We start from the raw sequence: 19189 nt of genomic DNA on the forward strand, positions 1-19189 counted from the left end.
CCGCCTCATCGGCGGCCTGCTCCGACCCCCGTCCTCCCCAGGGCTCGCTCGGCCCGAAGCGTCGGAAGGCGCCCGTCAGAGGTAGCGCAGCGCCAGGTGCAGGTCGACGCGGTCGGCCATCGAGGCGAGGTCGCGGCCGGTGAGCGCCTCGATGCGCTGCACTCGGTAGCGGAGGGTGCTCGCGTGCAGGTGCAGGAGGTCGGCGGCCTGCCGCCACGAGCCGTTGCCCTCGAGGAACACCCGCAGCGTCTCGACGAGGTCGGTGCGGTGCTCGTCGTCGTAGCGGACCAGCTCGCCGAGCACCTCGCGCGCGAACGCCGCCCGGGTCCGCGGGGCGACGAGCTCGAGCAGCGCGTCGCTCGAGACGGGGACGGTGTGCTCGAGCACCGAGACGCCCTCCCCGGTCGCCGCCGCCATCCGCTCGCGGGCCCCGAGCAGCGAGCGCCCGAGCTGCGCCGCACGGCGCGACGCGTCCCCGACTCCGATCGACACGCGCCGCCCGCGGAGCAGCCACGGCTCGGCCTCGACGGCCGACCGCAGTGCCGCGCCGGGCGACCGCGACTCGTCGGCGGGGCCGCCGAGCACGAGGACCGCGCCGCCGTCCCGCACGGCGCCGAGCGCCAGACCGTGCTCGGGCTCGGCGGCCTCGCGCAGCAGCCGCGCCAGCGCCTCCGGAGGCAGCACCGGGTCGTCGGAGCGCGCCGTCACCACGCGCAGCGCGGTCCCCAGGTCGGCGCCGAGCATCCGCAGCCGCACCGCGATCTCGGCGTCGGGCAGCTCGTCGTGCTCCACGGAGCGCAGCAGCTCGAGCAGCGGACCGGCGGCCACCGCCTCCTGCCGCCGTGCGAGGTCGAGGCGCCCGCCGATCGCGCTCGCGAGCAGCTCCACGGCGTCGGCCGTCTCCTCCGACCAGCCGCGCTGGTCGCCCGTCACGACGAGCACGCCGAGCCGCCCGCCTCCGGGGGAGAACAGCGCGCGGCGCGAGAGCGCGCGGCCCTGCTCCGTGACCTCCCAGCGACCGTCGTGGGAGGCGAGCGACGCCTCCCACGCGGAGCCGTAGTCGGCGGCGGTGGGCATCCCGCCGGCCGAGGCGACCAGCGTCGCCGCGTGGTCGACGACCCAGCTGCCGTGGGCGAACTCCTCGAAGAAGGCGCGGAGTGCGACGTGCACGCCCTCGCCCGATGCCAGATCCTCGAGCAGCCGCCGCGCGAAGCGGGCCTCGCGGCCGAGAGTCGGCAGGTCGGCCTGGGCGACGACTCCGGCGACCGTCTGCGCGATCGTCTTGAACGACACGTCGGGCGCCACCGTCATCAGCGCGACGCCGTGCCGGCGGCAGACCTCGGTCATGCCGACGGGCAGGGAGCCGACCGCGATGAGGCCGACGACGATCGCCACGACTCCGCGATCGGCGACTCCGCCGACGAAGCGCTCGACGCTCTCGCGACCCGAGGTCCAGAGCGCGCTGGTCAGCACGACGTCACCCGGAGAGAGGAAGCGCCCCGGGTCGGGGAGGTCGATCGTGTAGGTGCCAGAGACCGCGCGGGCGAGCTGCACGTCGTCGCCGCTGACGAGGGTGAGCTGCAGCTCGGGGTGGGTGAGGAGCTCGCGGACGTTCAGGCGGGCCTCCAGGATCGGGAGCTTCCAGGATAGGTCGCGCCGCGCCGCCCTCCGCCGAGGGAACCCCCGACCGTCGAGGTCGCCTCCTGGAGCGGGACGTCTCGACGGTCCGGGGTTCCCTCGGGGAGGGCGGAGCAGGGCGTCAGCGGATGCCGCTGCGGGCGAAGCCCTGCACGAAGTAGCGCTGGAAGGCCAGGAACAGCAGGACCATCGGCAGCACCGAGACCAGCGCGAGCGCCATGCTCGCGGAGTAGTCGGGGGTCGACTGGCCCTTGAGGTACAGCAGCCCGATCGGCAGCGTGAACAGCTCGTTGTCCTTCAGCGCGATCAGCGGCCAGGCGAAGTCGTTCCAGCTGCCGAGCAGCGTCAGCAGGATCAGCACGGCGATCAGCGGCCGGCTCAGCGGCAGCACGATCTGCACGAAGACGCGCAGGTGCCCGGCCCCGTCGATGCGCGCGGCCTCGATGAGCTCCTCCGGGATCGAGAGGAAGAACTGCCGGGCGAGGAAGACGCCGAACGCGGCCGCCGCCCCCGGCAGGATCACCGACCAGTAGGTGCCGTAGATCTCGAGCACAGTGACGAGCTTGAACTGGGCGACCATGATCGCCTGCACCGGGATCATCATCGTCGCGAGCGCCAGGAGGAACAGCACGTTGCGCCCCGGGAAGCGCAGCCGCGCGAAGCCCCAGCCCGCGAGCAGGTTGAGCACGACGGTGAAGGCCGTCACGAACAGCCCGATGACGACGGAGTTCACGAACCACTCCTCGACGGGGAAGCGGGCGAAGACCGTCGCGAAGTTCTCGAGCGAGATCTCGCTCGGCCAGAAGCGCGGGGGACCGGGCGAGAAGACCTCGCCGCGGGGCGAGAACGCGATGACGAGCATCCAGTAGAGCGGGAAGAAGACGATCGCGGAGGCGACCACGGCGACGACGAGGCGCACGGCGAGCCCGGCGCGCGAGCCGTCGCGGCGGCTGCGGCGTCGGCGAGGGGTCGCCTCCACGACCGCGGCGGCGATCGCGGGGGAGGGGAGTGTCGAGGTCATGTCTGCTGACCGCTCCGCCGGGATCGCCCGCGTCCGGTGCCACTCCGGAGGTGCTTCCGGAGGCGCGGCTCCCGAGCGGGACGACGAACGGCCCGGAGGACCTGGGTCCTCCGGGCCGTCACTGCGTCAGCAGATCAGCGCGCGGTGCGTCGACGGCGGGTCAGGCCGAGCGCGAGCGCTCCGCCGGCCATCAGGGTCAGCGCCGCGGCGGTGACCCAGCCCGTCTCGACTCCCGTGCTGGCGAGTCCCGAGCCGGGGCTCGAGGGCGTCGTGCCGGCAGCGGGAGCCGCGGTCGCGGTCGGGTGGGCACTCGGCGCGGTCGTCGGTGCGGCGGTGGGCTCCGCGGTCGGCGCGACCGTCGGCTCAGCAGTCGGCCCGGCGGTCGGCGCGACCGTGGGCACGGCGGTCGGCACGGCCGTCGCCGTCGGAGTCGGCACCGGCGCGGCGCCGAACACCTCCGTCGCGCTGCCGAGCGACGCGAGCACCGTCTCGCCGTTCGCGTCGTCCACCGCGTCGTTGTCCGTCACCACGAACACCTCGCCCGAGCCGGTGATCCCGAGCCCCTCGAGCTTCTCCTGCGTCCAGCCGTTGCCGGCCTCGAGCGCGGGCAGCACGTCGGCGGCGAGCGTCTTCTCGAGAACGGGGAGCTCCTCGCCGACGGCGGCACCCGCTCCGCCGGGCAGCGGGACCGTGTAGACGGCCTTGAGCGCCGCCTCCGGCCCATTGCGCTTGTCGCGCTCGATCACGGCGAGCGTGCCCGCCGGGGTCAGCGTGATCTCGGAGAGACCGTTCCAGTCGCCCTCGGCACCGGAGGCGGCCTCGAGCGGGTAGCCGAAGAAGCTCCAGCTCGCGGCGGCGACGTCGTAGCGCCCGATCCGGACGATGCCGTCGGCGTCGATCGAGGCCTCGCGCTGCAGCGCGGTCCAGACGATCTCGCCGTCGGTGCCCTGCTCGACGGTCACGCCCTCGAAGCCCTGCGAGCCGAGCGCGTCGGCGACCTCGGTCGGCAGCGCGATGCGCGACGTCACCGCGCCGGAGCCGTCGAGCTCGAGCAGTGCGTTCTCGGGACCGGTTGCGCCCTCGGTGACGGCCCAGAAGCCTCCGTCGGCGCGTGCCGCGATGCCCTCGAGGTCGAGGGCCGCCGGCTCGCCGCCCTCGGTGACCGTCAGCGACGAGTCGATGAGGGCCGGGGTGACGGAGGTGTCGATCGAGTAGACCTCGCTCGGCGCGTAGGCGCTGTCGCTCACGGCGTAGAGGCGGTCGGCGTCCACCGGATCGCCCGACAGGCCCGAGAGCGCGCCCCAGGGCAGCGGCGAGCCGTCGGCATCGGCGGAGACGATCGCGGGGAACGCGGGCGAGGAGGCGCCGAGCGCGTAGAGCTGCACGCTCGCGCGGACCGCCGCCTCGGCGTCGTCGGTCTCGCTCGACACGACGAGCAGGTCGCGCTCGGGCAGGGCGAGCAGCCCCTCCGGCCCGGGCGTCGACGGCAGAGCCTGCACGAAGCGCGGAGCCGTCGGGTCGCTCACGTCGTAGACCGCAACGAAGTTGGCGCGCTCGGCGCCGACGAAGACGTAGGGCACGCCGTCGAAGGTCGCCGAGAGCAGCCCCTCGGGCTCGGAGCCCTTGGCGTCGGAGCGCTTGTCCGGGTACAGGCCCAGGCTCACGGCCAGGTGGTCGAAGCTGCTGCCGGCGTCCCAGGTGACGGCTCCGGTGGCCGCGTCGAGGATCGACCAGCCGCGGGTGCCGCCCTTCCAGTCGCCCTCGTTCGCGATGGCGACGTGGTCCTCGCCGACCCAGCCGATCGCGTCGGGCTCGCGGGGCACGTCGGTGATCGAGCCGGTCAGCTCGATGTGGTCGTCGTCGAGGGTGTCGATCCCGGTCACGGAGGCGGTGCCCGCGGAGTAGGAGGCGGTCACGGTGCGCGTGGCCAGGTCGACGATCGCGACGGCGTTGTTCTCCTGCAGCGTCACCGCGACGGCGGTGTCGGCCGGGTTGATCGAGACGTACTCGGGCTCGGGGTCGCTCGGGGTGTCGAGGCCCGCGAGACCGGTCATGTCGATGTGCTCGGCGACCCACGTGGTGGGGTCTCCCGCGAGGTCCATCACCACGAGCTCGCCGGCGGGCGCCTGCGGGAGGTCGCCCTCCTCGCCGCCCTCGGGCGTGAACTCCTCGTCGCGCTGGTTCTCGATCGCGATGACGGCGGTGTCGCCCGCGGTGGTCACGTCGATGGAGTCGGGCTGGCCGCCGAGCTCGATGGTCGCGACGGGCGCGAGGTCGTCGGCGTGGAGCACGCTGACGTGGCCGGAGGGGTTCGCGAAGTCGCCGTCGCTCGTGTCGACGACCGCGAGCACGTACTCGCCGGTCGCGTAGACCGAGGTGGGCTCGCCTCCGACACCCACGCCACCGAGGGGCTCCGGAGCATCGGGGTCGCTGATGTCGAGGACGTTGATGCGCTGCCCGGCCGAGTCGGTCGAGTAGACCAGGCGGCCGTCGGGCGAGGCGCTCGAGATCTCGGCGACGGCGGAGTCGGCGGCCGGGTCGGCGGCGTTGAGGTACGCGGGCACGGTCGCGATGCGCGTGAAGAAGGAGTCACCCGCAGCGGCGGCGGGCAGAGCGGCACCGAGTGTGCAGCTCGCGAGGGTGAGGGCGATCGCGACGCCGACGGTGCGGCGGGGGGCGGGGTGACGGGGCACGGGTCTCCTGAGCGGTTTCGAAGGGGAACCCGCCCACGCTCGCGCTCCCGGGTGAACACCCGGCCGTCCCGAGGTGTCCGCCCGGCGAACGCCCGGTATCGCCGCACGACATCAGCCGAGGAGGGGGTCCCTCGCTCGACAGAGGAGGGACCGCCGTCTCAGCTGATGTCGTGCGCGCTCAGCCCGCGAGGCCCGCCGCTGCCGAGCCCCAGGCCGCGAGCGCCGCCCGCACGCGCTCGTCGCGCGCCTGCTCGAGCGCCTGGGCGTACCCCTCCTCGAGCACGTCGTCGATGCGCACGCGCGCCGCGGTCTCGGAGGAGCGCACCGCCGCCTCCACCATCGCGAGGCTCCGCACGTTCGAGTGGACCTCGCCCGACGGGGTGGCCCCCGTCTTCAACGCCGAGACGAACTCGGCGAGCGAGCCCGCGATCTCCTGCGGCACCGGATCCAGCGCCGCCACCTGCACTGTGTCCGACTCGCGCGCCTGCCACTCCGGAGCGCCGTCGCCGTCCCAGTGCGCCGTGCCGCCCGCGCCGTTGACGCGCCAGTCGCCGTTCCACGAGGTCTCGAGGCCGTCGGCGCACCAGCTGCCGGTGTAGCTGAAGCGCACTCCGCCGGCGAACTCGAACACGGCGCTCGCCGCCGCTCCGTCGGCGTACCAGCTCCAGCCCGGGTTGTACTCCTCGCAGTAGACGGCGACGGGGTCGCTGTCGAGCAGGTAGCGCGCCGCGTCGAACGCGTGGATCGCCATGTCGACGAGCAGCACGTGCGCCATCTCGTCGCGGAAGCCTCCGAAGCGCGGTGCCTTGGCGAACGACACGGAGGCGGTGCCCAGCTGCCCGAGCCCCGCGATCTGCTCGCGGAACGCGGCGATCGACGCGTAGTAGCGCCGCGACTGGCTGGTCATCAGCAGCCGCCCCGACACCTCGGCGGTGGCCGCGAGGATCAGCGACTCGGCGATCGTCGGCGCGATCGGCTTCTCCGAGAGCACCGGCAGCCCGGCGAAGAGCGCCTCCGAGCTCACGGGCAGGTGGGCGCGGGGCACGGTCACGTTGACGACCGCGTCGGCGCCGGCGCGCGCGGCGACCTCGGCCACGCTCCCGCCGACCGCGATCCCGCCGACCCCCTCCTCCGCTGCGGCGCGCGTCGCGAGGTCGACGTCGAGGTCGACGAGGCCGACGAGCTCGGCATCGGGGGAGTCGCGGATCGTGCGGATCCAGGCACGGCCCATCGCGCCGGCGCCCACCTGGACGAGTCGCGCGGTCATCGGACGAGCGCTCCCTGGTAGTCCTGGCCGTTGTAGAAGTCCTCGGTCTCGTAGCGCTGCAGCACGGGGAGGCGTCGCTCGGGCCGCTCGGTCCGCGCCCACTCCACGCCGTTCGCGATCACGCGGCGCACGTGCTCGTGGTGGTACACGGGGTAGTCCTGGTCGCCGGGCGAGAAGAAGAAGATGCGGCCGTGACCGCGCTTGTAGGTCATCCCCGAGCGGAACACCTCGCCGCCCGAGAACGTCGAGAGGAACACGAGCTCGTCGGGGGCGGGCACGTCGAAGAACTCGCCGTACATCTCCTGCTGCGGGATGACGAAGGGGTGCGGCACGCCCTGCGCGATGGGGTGGGTGGGGTCGACGGTCCAGACCAGCTCGCGGTCCTCCTCCGAGCGCCAGCGCAGCGTGCAGGTGGTGCCCATCAGCTTGCCGAAGATCTTCGACCAGTGGCCGGAGTGCAGAACGAGCAGGCCCATGCCGGCGAGGACGTGGCGGTGCACGCGCTCGACGATGGCGTCGTCGACGTCGCCGTGGGCCATGTGGCCCCACCAGACGAGGACGTCGGTGGCGTCGAGCACCTCCTCGGTGAGCCCGTGCTCGGGCTCGTCGAGCGTGGTCGTGCTCACGACGGCGCCGTCGCCGAGGTTCTCGCAGATGCCCTCCGCGATGGTCGAGTGCATGCCGTCGGGGTAGATCGCGCGGACCTTCTCCTCGACCTGCTCGTGGCGGTTCTCGCCCCAGACGAGGACGCGGACGGGGGTGGCGGGTGTGGTCACAGGGGTTCCTTCTTCGTCGATGGAGGGTCGCGTTCTGCGGCACCGGACGGGGAGCGGTTAAGCGCTTCACCGGCCCGTGCTCCTAGACTGCGGGAGCACCCCGCCCCGCGTCAACCTCGCGCCGGCGCATCGATCGCGAGGAGGCGCCGTGGCCACCATGCGCGATGTCGCACGCCTCGCCGGCGTCTCGATGACGACCGTGTCCTTCGTCGTCAACGACTCCAAGCCGGTGACGCCCGAGACCCGCGCGCGCGTGCAGGAGGCGATGCGCGAGCTCGACTACCGCCCGAACGCCCTCGCCAGGGCCCTCGCCCGGCGCCGCTCGCACATCGTCGCGATCGTCTACCCGCTGGTCTCGAGCCGCCCGCTCAACACGGCCACCTCGTTCCTCACCGGCGCCGCCGAGGCCGCCGCCGAGAACGGCTACTCCATCGTGCTCTGGCCGACCGTCGGCGGATCGGAGCGGCTGGCCGACCTGCGCTCCGACGGCCTGCTCGATGGCGTCGTGCTGATGCAGGTGACCTCGGAGGACGAGCGGGTCGCGATCCTCCGCGACTCCGGCACCCCGTTCACCCTGATCGGCCGGACCCGCGACCCCTCCGCGCTCGACTGGGTCGACATCGACTTCGAGGGGATGGTCGAGGAGGCGATCGAGCGCCTGGCCGCGCTCGGCCACTCCCGCATCGGGCTGGTGCTCGGCGGCGAGGGCTCCGACTTCGGCCCGTACGCGCGCACCGAGGAGGCGTTCGGGCGCGCGTGCGCCGAGCGCGGGCTCACCGGGTCGCTCCTGCGCTGCGACGAGTCGCCGGCGGGCGGTCGCGCGCTGGCCCGCTCGCTCGACGCCGGCGCGCTCACGGCGGTCGTGGTCATCAACGGAGGCGCCGCCGTCGGCTTCGCGCACGAGCTGCGGCACCGCGGGGTGCGGGTGCCCGACGACCTCTCGATCGTGCTGCTCGCCTCCGACCCAGACGTCGCCGACCTCGCCGACCCGACCCTCGACCTGCTCGTCGGCCCCGGCCACGCCCTCGGCCGCCGCGGCGTGGAGGCGCTGCTCGCGCGCCTCGCCGACCCCGCCGCGCCCCTGCTGCAGGAGCGCATCGGCGGCCCGTGGCGCGAGGGCGGGTCGGTCGCGGCGCCTCGGGCGTGACGCCCACCATCCGCTCGCGAGGGAACCCGCTGGTTCCCTCGCCGGCACGCTGGTGCAGCGGCGTCGCCAGCCTGCTGGTCGAGTAGCCCCGCAGGGGCGTATCGAGACCCACCGGCTTCAGCGGATCCGCTCGACGCTCTCCGTTCTGACAGAGGTGGATCTCGATACTCGCGCTGCGCGCGCTACTCGATCAGCAGGCAGGGGGGGGCCGTGGGTCAGAGCTGAGGTTGCGCCGCCTGGGCGTGGGTGTCTACCCAGCCGATCAGCCCCTCGACGGCCGTCCAAGCGTCCCGGATCGCGGCCGGCGGCGCGGTGACGGGCAGGCGCGTGAGCGCGGCGTAGTGCGTGAGGCGGAGCAGCTCGATCCGCGGGTGGTCGCGGTCGTACCCGCGAGGGGCCGTCTTCAGCGACGGCCCGGCCATCTCGAAGCCCGCGCTCGTGAGCGCGTCGATGATCTCGGCGAGGCGGGCTCCGGCGGTGGGGACCGCGTCGATGGCGGCCCGAGCGCGCGCCAGCTGGTCGCGGCTGGGCTCGTACAGTCCTCCGCCGACGTCGAGGTGCGCGGCGTCGACGCTGAGGTACACCCCTCCGACGCTGCCGGCCCACATGCTGGCGCTGGTCTTGTACGGCGACTTGTCGCGGCTGAAACGGACGTCGCGGTTCGGTCGCATGACCCGGCCGGGGCCGTACTCGGGCTCGGCTTCCCCGAGGAGGTCCTCGAGGGGCTGGCGGAGGGCGTCGACGTACTCCTGGCGGTGCTCGTCGAAGAACTGCCGCGAGTTGTTCTCGGTCAGTGCAGCCAGGAACGCGCTCGCGTCCGACCCGAACCCGGTGAAAGCCATGTCACCACTCTGCCCGCGATACCGTCCGGACGTGCTCGACACGGCGTCCACTCGCGGCCGTCGCCCCGTCCGACGGACGAGGTCTACGGGGCGATCGGCACGGGGTCCGCGACCCGCGGACCGGCGCGGCCACGTCACTCCGTCCCCTCCGGCCCTAGGGGACGATCGAGTCGATGTAGCCGCCGTCGACCCGCACGGCCGCGCCCGTGGTCGCCGACGCGAGCGGGGACGCGAGGTAGACGACCATGTTCGCGATCTCCTCCGGCTCGATCAGGCGCTTCAGCAGCGACTGCGGGCGGTGCAGGCGCATGAACTCGCGCTGCGCCTCCTCCCAGGGCAGGTCGTCGCCGACCAGCGAGTGCACGAAGTCCTCGACGCCTCCCGTGTGCGTCGGCCCGGCGAGCACGCTGTTGACGGTGACCCCGGTGCCGGCCGCGGCCTTCGCGAAGCCGCGCGACACTCCCAGCAGCGCCGTCTTCGACACTCCGTAGTGGATCATCTCGGCGGGAGTGACGACGGCGGAGTCGCTGCCGATGTACATCACGCGCCCCCAGCCCCGCTCGGTCATCCCCGGCAGGTACGCGCGGGTGAGCCGCACGCCCGTGAGTACGTTGACCTCGAAGTAGCGGCGCCACTCGTCGTCGGTGATGTCGAGCGGGTCGGCGCTGCCGAAGATCCCGAGGTTGTTGACGAGCACGTCGAGCGTCGGCACGGCCGCGAGCAGGGTGTCGGTGCCGTCATCGCTCGACACGTCGGCCGCGACCCCCGTGACCGAGGCGCCGGGCACGGCCGCGGTCACCTCGCCGATCGCGCGGTCCACCGACTCCTGCGAGCGCGCGTTGACCACGACCGCGGCGCCGGCGCGCGCCAGCCCGATCGCGATGGCGAGGCCGATGCCCTGCCCCGATCCGGTCACGAGGGCGGTGCGCCCCGTCAGGTCCAAGCCGATCATCCGACGCTCCGCTCCTGCGCGCCGCCCGCGGGCACGCTCCCCGTCGAGCGTGCCACACGCGCCACATCCGGCGCCCGGCGCGTTCGATCCGTCACGAACGGCTCCCTCCCGCGACTCCAGGGGGCCGTTCGTGACGGATCGGATCGCGCCGGTCCGGGTGGCCTTGCGCTCGCGTGCGGGCCGCGCGTAGCGTGCACGGGTACCTCGTCGCGAGCAGCGATGTCGGAGCGGCCACCTCACCGGCCGACCTGGCGGCTCGCGGACACGGGGGCTCCCCGCACGGAAGACGGTCCTTTGCGCATCAGCACCGGTACTGCGTCCACGACGCAGACGCTGCCCTCGCACTGACGACCCCCGTGCCCGCCCCCTGAGGGCGAGGTCGGCGCTCCCCTCACCCGGGAGCGCGGTGGTCGGCGTGCGCCGACACCGACACCGGGAGCACCATGCCCTCCACCTCTTTCACCCCGTCCATCGTCCTCACCGACTGCTCGTTCGCCTGGCCCGACGGCGCGGTCGTCCTCGACCGGGTCACCACCGCCTTCGGGCGCGGCCGCACCGGACTCGTCGGAGCCAACGGCGCCGGCAAGTCCACGCTCGTCCGGCTCGTCACCGGCGACCTCCTCCCCACGAGGGGGACCGTCTCGACCACGGGCGCGGTCGACCTGCTGCCGCAGCGCCTCCGTCGCGGGCCGGACGACACCGTCGCCGACCTGCTCGGGGTCCGCGGACGGCTCGACGCCCTGCACGCGATCCTCGGCGGCGACGCCGATCCGCGGCACTTCGACGCGCTCGAGGACGACTGGGACCTCGAGGCCCGGGCGGTCGCCGCGCTGCACGAGGTCGGTCTCGACCTCGACGATCTCCGGCGCCCCGTCGCGACGCTCTCGGGCGGTCAGGCGGTCCTCACCGCCGTGACGGGCGTGCGCCTGCGCGATCGGCCGATCGCCGTGCTCGACGAGCCCACCAACGACCTCGACCGGCGCTCGCGCGGGCTGCTGCTCGACCTCGTCGACCGCTGGCGCGGCACGCTCGTCGTCGTCAGCCACGACCGCGAGCTGCTCGAGCACGTCGACGAGATCGCCGAGCTGCGGGGCGGCGCGCTGCGCACCTCCGGGGGCACGTGGTCGGCTTTCGAGGAGCGCCTCGCCCTCGAGCACGCCGCGGCCGAGCGCGACCTGCGCGACGCCGACCAGGTGCTGCGCGCCGAGAAGCGGCAGCGCATCGAGGCCGAGACCACCATCGCTCGCCGCGCGAAGGCGGGGGCGCGATCGGCGGAGTCGATGCCGAAGATCCTCGCGAACGCCCGGAAGAACAGGGCCGAGGCGACCGCGGGGCGCCTGCGCTCCGGTCACGGAGAGGCGGAGGCGCGCGCCCGCGAGCGCGTCGACGCCGCCTCGCGCGCGGTGCGCGACGACGACGCGGTCCGGGTCGAGCTGCCCGATCCGGGGCTGCCCGCCGGCCGGCGCCTCGCCGAGCTCACGGTGCGCGGGCGCACGACCGTGCTGCAGGGGCCCGAGAGGGTCGCGCTCGTCGGCGCCAACGGCAGCGGGAAGACGACACTGCTCGAGCAGCTGGTCGGCGCTCGGGAGGCGCGCCCACATCCGATCGACGGCACGCGCGCGACCGCGCTGACCGAGCGCATCGGCTGGCTCCCGCAGCGCCGCGACGGGCTGCTCGACGACGACCGCACGGTGCTCGAGCACGTCGCCCGAGCGGCACCCGCCGTGCCCACCGGCGAGCTGCGCAACGCCCTCGCCCGACTCCTCGTGCGGGGCGCGATCGTCGATCGGCGGGCGGCGACGCTCTCGGGAGGCGAGCGCTTCCGGGTGGCTCTCGCCGGCCTGGTGCTCGCGCACCCCGCTCCGCAGCTGCTCGTGCTCGACGAGCCGACCAACGACCTCGACATGGCCACGACCGACCACCTCGTCGACGTGCTCGCCGCCTGGCGGGGCGCTCTCATGGTCGTGAGCCATGACGAGGCGTTCCTGGACCGCCTGGGTCTGCACGCCCGCGTGACGCTCGACCCCGGGTGACGCCTCCGGAACGCCCTCAACTCCTGCGGAGTGAAGGGGGCAGGACCCTGACCGCGTCAGCCCGAGTGGTGCCGCCCGATCGGCAGCACCAGCGGGGTGCGCGAGACCGGGTCCTCGATCACGCGCGACTCCATCCCGAAGACGGCGCGCACCGTCTCGGGCGTCACCACCTCGGCCGGGGTCCCGGAGGCGTACAGCGCGCCGTCGCGCACCGCGAACAGGTGGTCGGCGTAGCGCGCGGCGAGGTTCAGATCGTGCAGGACGATCACGATGGTGGTGCCCCGCGAGCGGTTGAGGTCGGTCAGCAGGTCGAGCACCTCGATCTGGTGCGAGACGTCGAGGTAGGTCGTCGGCTCGTCCAGCAGCAGCACGTCGGTGCGCTGCGCGAGCGCCATCGCGATCCAGACCCGCTGCCGCTGGCCGCCCGAGAGCTCGTCGACCGGCCGGTCCGCGATCTCGAGGGTGCCCGTCGCGCGCAGGGCGTCCTCGACCACGGCGTCGTCGTCGGCGGAGGCGCCCCGGCCGAACCAGCCGCGGTGCGGGTAGCGGCCGCGCGCGACCAGATCCGACACCGCGATCCCCTCGGGCGCGATCGGGGTCTGCGGCAGCAGCCCCACCTGCTGGGCGACCTGACGGGTCGGGAGGCGGTGGATCGCCTGGCCGTCGAGCAGCACGGCTCCCTCGCGCGGCGTGATCAGCCGCGCCATCGCCCGCAGCAGCGTCGACTTGCCGCACGCGTTCGCGCCGACGATGACGCTGATCGCGCCGGTCGGCACGGTCAGCGAGAGCCCGTCGACCACCACCCGCTCGTCGTAGGCGAGGGTGACGGCGTCGACCGCCAGGCTGCGGTGGGTGCCGGCGGGGGCCGCTCGGGGTGCGGTGGGTGCGGTCACAGGGAGCCTCCGGTGCGGTTGCGGCGGGCGAGGAGCCAGAGCAGGAACGGCGCGCCGATGGCGCCCGTGACCACTCCGACGGGGAAGCGGGCGCCGCTGAAGACGAGCCCGGCGACGTACTGCGCGACGAGGTCGGCCGCGAGCACGACGACCACGCCGACGAGGGCGGAGGGGACCAGCAGCGATCGTGCGTCGGGCACGATGCGCCGGGCGATCGGCCCCGAGACGAAGGCGACGAACGCGATCGGCCCGGTGGTGGCGGTCGCGACCGAGACCAGTCCGACTCCGACCGCGAGCAGCGCCAGGCGGCTGCGGCGCACGTCGATGCCGAGCGCGGTCGCCGTCTCGTCGCCGAGCTGCAGCACCGACAGCCGGCCCGCGAGCAGCAGTGCGAGCGGCACGAGCACGAGCATCGAGACCGCGAGTGCGGGCACCCCGTCCCACAGCGCCGTGTTGAGGCTCCCGGTCAGCCAGCGCAGCGACTCCTGGACGTCCTCGAAGTCGGCGCGGGTCTGCACGAACGCGATGACGCTCTGGAACATGGCGGCGACGCCGATCCCGATCAGGATCAGCCGCGCGCCGACGACTCCGCCGTGATCGGCCAGGGAGGCGATCAGCAGCGCCGTCGCGAGGCCGGCGGCGACCGCGATCACCGACACCGTCGTGCCCGAGAGGCCGAAGAAGGCGATGGCGACCACGGCCGCCGCGCTCGCGCCCGAGGTGATGCCGATGATGTCGGGGCTGGCGAGGGCGTTGCGCAGCATCGTCTGGAAGATCACGCCGCCCATCCCGAAGCCGACGCCGACGAGGGCGGCGGTGATCGTCCGCGGCAGGCGCAGGGTCCCGACGGTGAAGGAGGCTCCCGGCACGGTCTCGCCGAGCAGCACGCGCAGCACGTCGAGCGGCGAGTAGACGGTGTTGCCGACGGTGAGCGACACCACGACGAGCACGAGGGCCACGAGCGCGAGCGTCGCGCATCCGATGACCGTGCGGCGCAGCCGCTGCCGGCGCCCGGCGACGATGCCGGGGGTCACGGCGCTCACAGGGCCCGCACCTTCGAGCGGCGCACGATCGCGATGAGCACGGGCGCGCCGATCAGCGCGGTGATGATGCCCACCTCGACATCGCTGGGGCGGGCGACGACGCGGCCGAGGACGTCGGCGACGAGCAGCAGCAGCGCGCCGAGCAGGGCCGAGAAGGGGAGGAGCCAGGCGTGCGAGGGTCCGGTCACGCGGCGCGCGAGGTGCGGGACGATCAGGCCGATGAAGCCGATCGGCCCCGCGACGGCCGTGGCCGCTCCGCAGAGCAGCACCGCGGCGATGCCCGCGACCAGGCGGATGCGGCCGACGCGGCGACCGAGCCCGGTCGCCAGGTCGTCGCCGAGCGCGAGGGCGTCGAGGCCGCGCGCGCTGCCGAGAGCGAGCACCGCGCCCACGGCCAGGAACGGCAGCACCTGGAGGATCCCGGTGGTCTCGGCGCCGCCGACACCGCCGACCTGCCAGAAGCGGAAGCGGTTCAGCGTCGCGTCCTGCGTCAGCAGCACGGCCGTGAGGAGGGAGGTGAGCGCGGCGGCCGTCGCGGCGCCGGCCAGAGCGAGCTTCAGCGGAGTCGCGCCCTCGCGACCCAGGGAGGCGACCGCGTAGACGAACGCGCCGGCCGCAGCCGCGCCGACGAAGGCGAGCCAGATGAACTGCGGGAGCGTCGTCGCTCCGACCGTCGCGATGCCGAGGACGACCGCCATCGAGGCGCCCGCGTTGAGCCCCAGGATCCCCGGATCGGCCAGCGGATTGCGCGTCATCCCCTGCATCACCGCGCCGGCGAGGCCGAGGGAGGCGCCCACCAGCAGCGCGAGCACCGTGCGCGGCACGCGGCCCTGCACCGCCGCGTCGGCGATCGAGTCGGGATCGGGGGCGGTCAGCGCCGGCCAGATCTCGCCCAGCGGGATCTCGCGCGAGCCGTACACGAGCGAGAGGACCATCGCGACGGCCAGCGCCGCGATCACGACGACGAGCGCGAGCGCTCTCGTGCGACCGGCGCCCCGCCCGCGAGTGTCGTCGGAGGCGGGGCGCCGGAGGGGCGTGGAGGTGCCGGCGCTCACGACACCTTGTCGGCGGCGGTGGCGAGGCCCGCGGTGTACTCGTCGAGCACCCACGGGATGCTGAGCAGGTTGGGCGACGAGGTCGCCATCGCCTCGGAGGAGTCGTCGGTCAGCACGTAGACCGAGCCGCGCGCGACGGCGGGGATCTTCGAGAGCAGCGGGTCGGCCTGGAGCGCGGCGAGAGTGGTGTCGTCGCCGTAGACGATGAGCACGTCGGCGTCGAGCTGGTCGGCGTTCTCGGAGCTGAGGGTGCCGCTGAACGCCTCGGAGTCGCCGGTGAGGTCGACGACGCTCGGCGCGAGCTCGAGCCCCAGGTCCTCGACGAACTTCACCCGCGCGTCGTTGGCGGTGTAGTAGGTGAACGAGCTGGCGTCGGTGGGGTCGTACCAGCCGTAGGTGAAGCTCTTGCCGGCGAGCGAGGGGTGCTCGGCGACCGCGGCCTCGATGTCGGCCTCGACGTCGGCGACCTTCGCCTCCGCCTCGTCCTCGAGTCCGAGCGCGGCTCCGTCGAGCTTCGCCGAGTCCTGCCAGGTCGTGCCCCAGGCCAGGCCCGGGTAGGCGACGGTCGGCGCGATCTGCGACAGCGTGTCGTAGTCCTCCTGCGTGATGCCGGAGTAGGCGCCGAGGATCACCGACGGGGTGAGGTCCGAGATGGCCTCGTAGGGGATGCCGTCGGTCTCGTCGAAGAGCGCGGGAGTCTCGTCGCCGGCCGCGTCGAGCGCCTCCTTCGTCCAGGCGAGCAGGCCGTCGCCGTCCTCGTCGCCGTAGGAGGCGCGGGTGAAGCCGACCGGGGTCACGCCGAGCGCGAGGGCGACGTCCTGGTTGGTCCAGCTGATCGCGACGACGCGGTCGGCCGACTCGACGGTGGTCTCGCCGAACGCGTGCTCGACGGTGACGGGGAAGGCGTTGCCGCCGGTGGTGGCGGCGTCGGTCGCACCGGCGTCGGCGCCTCCGGAGCAGGCCGTGAGCAGCAGGGCGGTGAGGCCGAGCGCGGCGGCGGCGGAGAGGCGGAGGGGGGTGCGGGAGGAGGGCACTGGCGATCCTTCGGAGGGGGGACAGGGTTGCGAAGGTTAACCTAACCTAACTTCCTGGACGCGCTCAAGATCAGGCGAGCCTTACCCGCCTCGAGCCTCCAGGAGTTGTCGTACTCGGTGGTCGAGTGCGACAACTCCTGGACTCTCGAACGCGGCAGGGCGCCGCGGCGCGTCAGAGGGCGCGCAGCGCGAGCCGGGGGTGCTGCACAGGAGGGTCACGCCGGGCGTCAGCGGGGCGTGTTCAGGAGGCGGTACCTCCGTTCGCGCTCGAGCAGGTCGGCGCGCTCGCGGCGGAGCGCGGCGACGTCGGCGTGCGTGAGGGGGCGGCGGCGGTCGCGCCGGCTCCACGCCACCAGCGCGACTCCGAGGCGGAGGGCGAGGCGGTCGAGGAGGTCGGTGGTGCGGCGTCGAGGTCGGGCGAGGGTGCTCGCTCCGAGTGCGGTGTTCACGAGGAACTCCTTCTGGCAGGGCGCGCGGGCGCGCCGAAGAGCGCCGGGGTCGGCGCGACGAGGAGCGCGCTCAGAGCGCGCGGAGGCACCGCCGAGGAGGCGGCGCGGAGGACCGGCGAGGGTCCGGAACGGGACGACGGTCCGCGCGGCGAGGCCGCTGGACCGGGAGCTTCTTCGGCGCCGTCACCGTCTGAGCGATGACGAGCGGGAGGCTCGACCGGTCAGTCGGAGAGGGCGCCGGAGAAGCCGGCGGTGGTGAGGTGCGCGATGTGCTCCATGGCCTGGCTCCTTTCGTAGAACGGCTCCGACGACCGTAGCGGCCCGCGAGCTCGTCTGACAAGAGCCGCTTCGGATCGTGGCGGGCTCCTCCGTGCGGGGTCAGGCGCCGCGCTCATCTCCCGGGCCGTCGGCGGCCTCGTGCACGACCTCGTTCGCGAGGGGCGACTCCGGGCCCATCGACCGCTCGAGCTCGTGGGCGAGGGAGGCGAGCTCGGCACCGCCCGCCATCAGGCTCGTCAGCTCGCCGAGGCTGATCTCGCTCTTCTCGAAGTCGCCGAGGCTGGTGCCGCGGTTCAGGAGCAGGAAGCGGTCGCCGACCGGGTAGGCGTGGTGCGGGTTGTGCGTGATGAAGACGACTCCGAGCCCCTGGTCGCGCGAGCGGGCGATGTACTTCAGCACCACGCCGGACTGCTTGACGCCGAGGGCGGCGGTCGGCTCGTCGAGGATGAGCACCCGTGCACCGAAGTGGACCGCCCGGGCGATGGCGACGCACTGGCGCTCGCCGCCCGAGAGGGTGCCGATGGGCTGATCGACGTCGCGCAGGTCGATCCCCATGTCCGCCAGCTCGTTCCGCGTGATGTCGCGCATCGCCTTCACGTCGAGCCTGCGCAGCGGTCCGATCCCCTTCGTGATCTCGGAGCCGAGGAAGAAGTTGCGCCAGACCGGCATCAGCGGCACGACCGCGAGGTCCTGGTAGACCGTCGCGATCCCCGCCTGCAGCGCCGCGCGCGGCGAGGAGAAGGCGACCGGCTCGCCGTCGAGCAGCAGCAGGCCCTCGGAGGGAGCGTGCGCGCCGGCGAGCACCTTGATGAAGGTCGACTTCCCCGCCCCGTTGTCGCCGAGCACGCAGGTGACCTGTCCCGCCTTGACCGTCGTCGACACTCCGGAGAGAGCGTCGACGGCTCCGTAGCTCTTGCCGATGTCGCGGACCTCGATGATCGTCGTGCCGACGGGGGTGCGGGGCGCGGCCGGTCGCCCTGCCGCAGGCCCGCTCGTCGTGTCGGTGCTCATCGCCGGCCTCCTGCCCGTGTCCGGACGAAGTTGTTCAGCAGCACGGCCGCGAGCAGCATGCCGCCGAGGACGGTACGCAGCCAGTCGGTGTCCCACCCCGCGAAGGTGATGCCCTGGAAGACCATGCCGTAGATCAGCGCGCCGAGGGCCGCGCCGATCGCGGAGCCGTAGCCGCCGGTCATCAGGCAGCCGCCGACGACCGCGCAGATGATGTAGATGAACTCCTGGCCGACGCCGGTGTTCGCCTGCACCGTGGAGGTGCGGAAGAGCGAGATCATGCCGACCAGCCACGCGGCGCCGGCGGTGCCCATGAAGAGGCCGATCTTGGTCTTCAGCACGGGCACGCCGATCTGGCGCGCGGAGGTGAGGGCGCCGCCGACGGCGAAGATCCAGTTGCCGGCGCGGGTGCGCAGCAGGATCCAGGTGGCGACGGCCGTGACGACGAACCACCAGAGCACCGAGACGTAGAAGGTGCCGCTGCCGATCGCGAGCGACGAGCCGAACAGCGGCTGGATGCTGTCGTAGGCGGGCACCTTCGTCATGCCCTGGATGGCGACCTGGCCGGTGATGATCTTGGTGACCGCGAGGTCGATGCCGGCGAGGGCGAAGAAGGTGCCGAGGGTCACGATGAAGCTGGGGAGTCCCGTCTTCATCACCAGGACGCCGTTCAGGGCGCCCACTCCGAGGCAGGCGACCAGCGAGACGACGACGGCGACCCAGATGCTGAGCCCGTAGTGGGTGGTCAGGACGCCGACGATCAGGGCCGAGAATCCCGTCATCACTCCGGCCGAGAGGTCGAACTCCCCGCCGATCATCAGCATCGCGACGGCGACGGCCATGACGCCGAAGGTCGAGGCCGACTCGAGCCACACTCCGGCTCCGGCGAGGCTCAGGAACTGCGGCGTGGAGAGCGAGAAGAACACCAGCACGGCGAGGGCCGCGACGAGCGCACCCGTCTCGGGGCGCGCCAGGATCGTGCGGAGCGGACGTCTCTCGAGGCGTGGCCTCGGCGCGATCGTCGCGACGTCTGTGGTCGCCAACAGTGACTCCTCAGGG

General features: G+C 73.5%; 16 protein-coding genes. 2 read left to right on the top strand and 14 right to left on the bottom strand.

Annotated features, from left to right (window positions below):
• Positions 1–75: 75 nt before the first annotated feature.
• The 5 genes from GSU68_RS01775 to GSU68_RS01795 form a co-directional block, all read right to left on the bottom strand.
• Positions 76–1755, bottom strand: a complete 1680-nt coding sequence (locus GSU68_RS01775; protein ID WP_348272519.1) for a helix-turn-helix domain-containing protein — start codon at positions 1753–1755, stop codon at positions 76–78.
• 4 nt (positions 1756–1759) lie between these two features.
• Positions 1760–2659: a carbohydrate ABC transporter permease gene (locus tag GSU68_RS01780; protein ID WP_159905417.1), complete on the bottom strand. Its 900-nt coding sequence runs from the start codon at positions 2657–2659 to the stop codon at positions 1760–1762.
• A 134-nt stretch (positions 2660–2793) separates the two neighbouring features.
• Positions 2794–5352, bottom strand: coding sequence for an esterase-like activity of phytase family protein (locus GSU68_RS01785; RefSeq protein ID WP_208544628.1), 2559 nt, complete (start codon positions 5350–5352; stop codon positions 2794–2796).
• Positions 5353–5530: 178 nt separating this feature from the next.
• Positions 5531–6619, bottom strand: coding sequence for a Gfo/Idh/MocA family oxidoreductase (locus GSU68_RS01790; protein ID WP_159905418.1), 1089 nt, complete (start codon positions 6617–6619; stop codon positions 5531–5533).
• On the bottom strand, positions 6616–7395 hold the full coding sequence (locus GSU68_RS01795; RefSeq protein WP_159905419.1) for a ThuA domain-containing protein: 780 nt from the start codon (positions 7393–7395) through the stop codon (positions 6616–6618). Before GSU68_RS01795 ends, GSU68_RS01790 begins: the two co-directional genes overlap by 4 nt.
• Before the next feature lie 157 nt (positions 7396–7552).
• Between GSU68_RS01795 and GSU68_RS01800 the strand changes: the two genes are divergently transcribed.
• Positions 7553–8542 (top strand): LacI family DNA-binding transcriptional regulator, encoded by a 990-nt coding sequence (locus GSU68_RS01800; protein WP_244259442.1) that lies wholly within the window; start codon positions 7553–7555, stop codon positions 8540–8542.
• Positions 8543–8757: 215 nt separating this feature from the next.
• On the opposite strand, the gene GSU68_RS01805 is transcribed toward GSU68_RS01800, so the two are convergent.
• Both GSU68_RS01805 and GSU68_RS01810 read right to left on the bottom strand, forming a co-directional pair.
• Complete coding sequence (locus tag GSU68_RS01805) at positions 8758–9384, bottom strand: DUF2461 domain-containing protein (RefSeq protein WP_159905421.1); 627 nt, start codon at positions 9382–9384, stop codon at positions 8758–8760.
• Positions 9385–9538: 154 nt separating this feature from the next.
• On the bottom strand, positions 9539–10333 hold the full coding sequence (locus tag GSU68_RS01810) for an SDR family oxidoreductase (RefSeq protein ID WP_159910077.1): 795 nt from the start codon (positions 10331–10333) through the stop codon (positions 9539–9541).
• Positions 10334–10779: 446 nt separating this feature from the next.
• Between GSU68_RS01810 and GSU68_RS01815 the strand changes: the two genes are divergently transcribed.
• Complete coding sequence (locus GSU68_RS01815; protein ID WP_159905422.1) at positions 10780–12369, top strand: ATP-binding cassette domain-containing protein; 1590 nt, start codon at positions 10780–10782, stop codon at positions 12367–12369.
• A 56-nt stretch (positions 12370–12425) separates the two neighbouring features.
• On the opposite strand, the gene GSU68_RS01820 is transcribed toward GSU68_RS01815, so the two are convergent.
• The 7 genes from GSU68_RS01820 to GSU68_RS01850 all read right to left on the bottom strand — a co-directional run bounded on the left by GSU68_RS01820 (position 12426) and on the right by GSU68_RS01850 (position 19173).
• Positions 12426–13211 (bottom strand): ABC transporter ATP-binding protein, encoded by a 786-nt coding sequence (locus GSU68_RS01820; protein ID WP_208544681.1) that lies wholly within the window; start codon positions 13209–13211, stop codon positions 12426–12428.
• Positions 13212–13258: 47 nt separating this feature from the next.
• Positions 13259–14305, bottom strand: coding sequence for an iron chelate uptake ABC transporter family permease subunit (locus GSU68_RS01825; RefSeq protein WP_159905424.1), 1047 nt, complete (start codon positions 14303–14305; stop codon positions 13259–13261).
• On the bottom strand, positions 14302–15240 hold the full coding sequence (locus GSU68_RS01830; RefSeq protein ID WP_159910078.1) for an iron chelate uptake ABC transporter family permease subunit: 939 nt from the start codon (positions 15238–15240) through the stop codon (positions 14302–14304). The genes GSU68_RS01825 and GSU68_RS01830 overlap by 4 nt, the downstream gene beginning before the upstream one ends.
• Before the next feature lie 116 nt (positions 15241–15356).
• Positions 15357–16394, bottom strand: a complete 1038-nt coding sequence (locus GSU68_RS01835) for an iron-siderophore ABC transporter substrate-binding protein (protein ID WP_159905425.1) — start codon at positions 16392–16394, stop codon at positions 15357–15359.
• Between the two features lie 227 nt (positions 16395–16621).
• Positions 16622–16843 (bottom strand): hypothetical protein, encoded by a 222-nt coding sequence (locus GSU68_RS01840; RefSeq protein ID WP_159905426.1) that lies wholly within the window; start codon positions 16841–16843, stop codon positions 16622–16624.
• A 378-nt stretch (positions 16844–17221) separates the two neighbouring features.
• Positions 17222–18133 (bottom strand): ATP-binding cassette domain-containing protein, encoded by a 912-nt coding sequence (locus GSU68_RS01845; protein ID WP_159905427.1) that lies wholly within the window; start codon positions 18131–18133, stop codon positions 17222–17224.
• Positions 18130–19173 carry an ABC transporter permease gene (locus GSU68_RS01850; protein WP_159905428.1) on the bottom strand — a complete coding sequence of 348 codons (1044 nt, stop codon included), beginning with the start codon at positions 19171–19173 and terminating at the stop codon, positions 18130–18132. The genes GSU68_RS01845 and GSU68_RS01850 overlap by 4 nt, the downstream gene beginning before the upstream one ends.
• Between the last annotated feature and the right edge of the window lie 16 nt (positions 19174–19189).

The organism is Rathayibacter sp. VKM Ac-2759 (assembly GCF_009834225.1).
In the GTDB taxonomy this organism is placed as follows: Bacteria; Actinomycetota; Actinomycetes; order Actinomycetales; family Microbacteriaceae; genus Rathayibacter.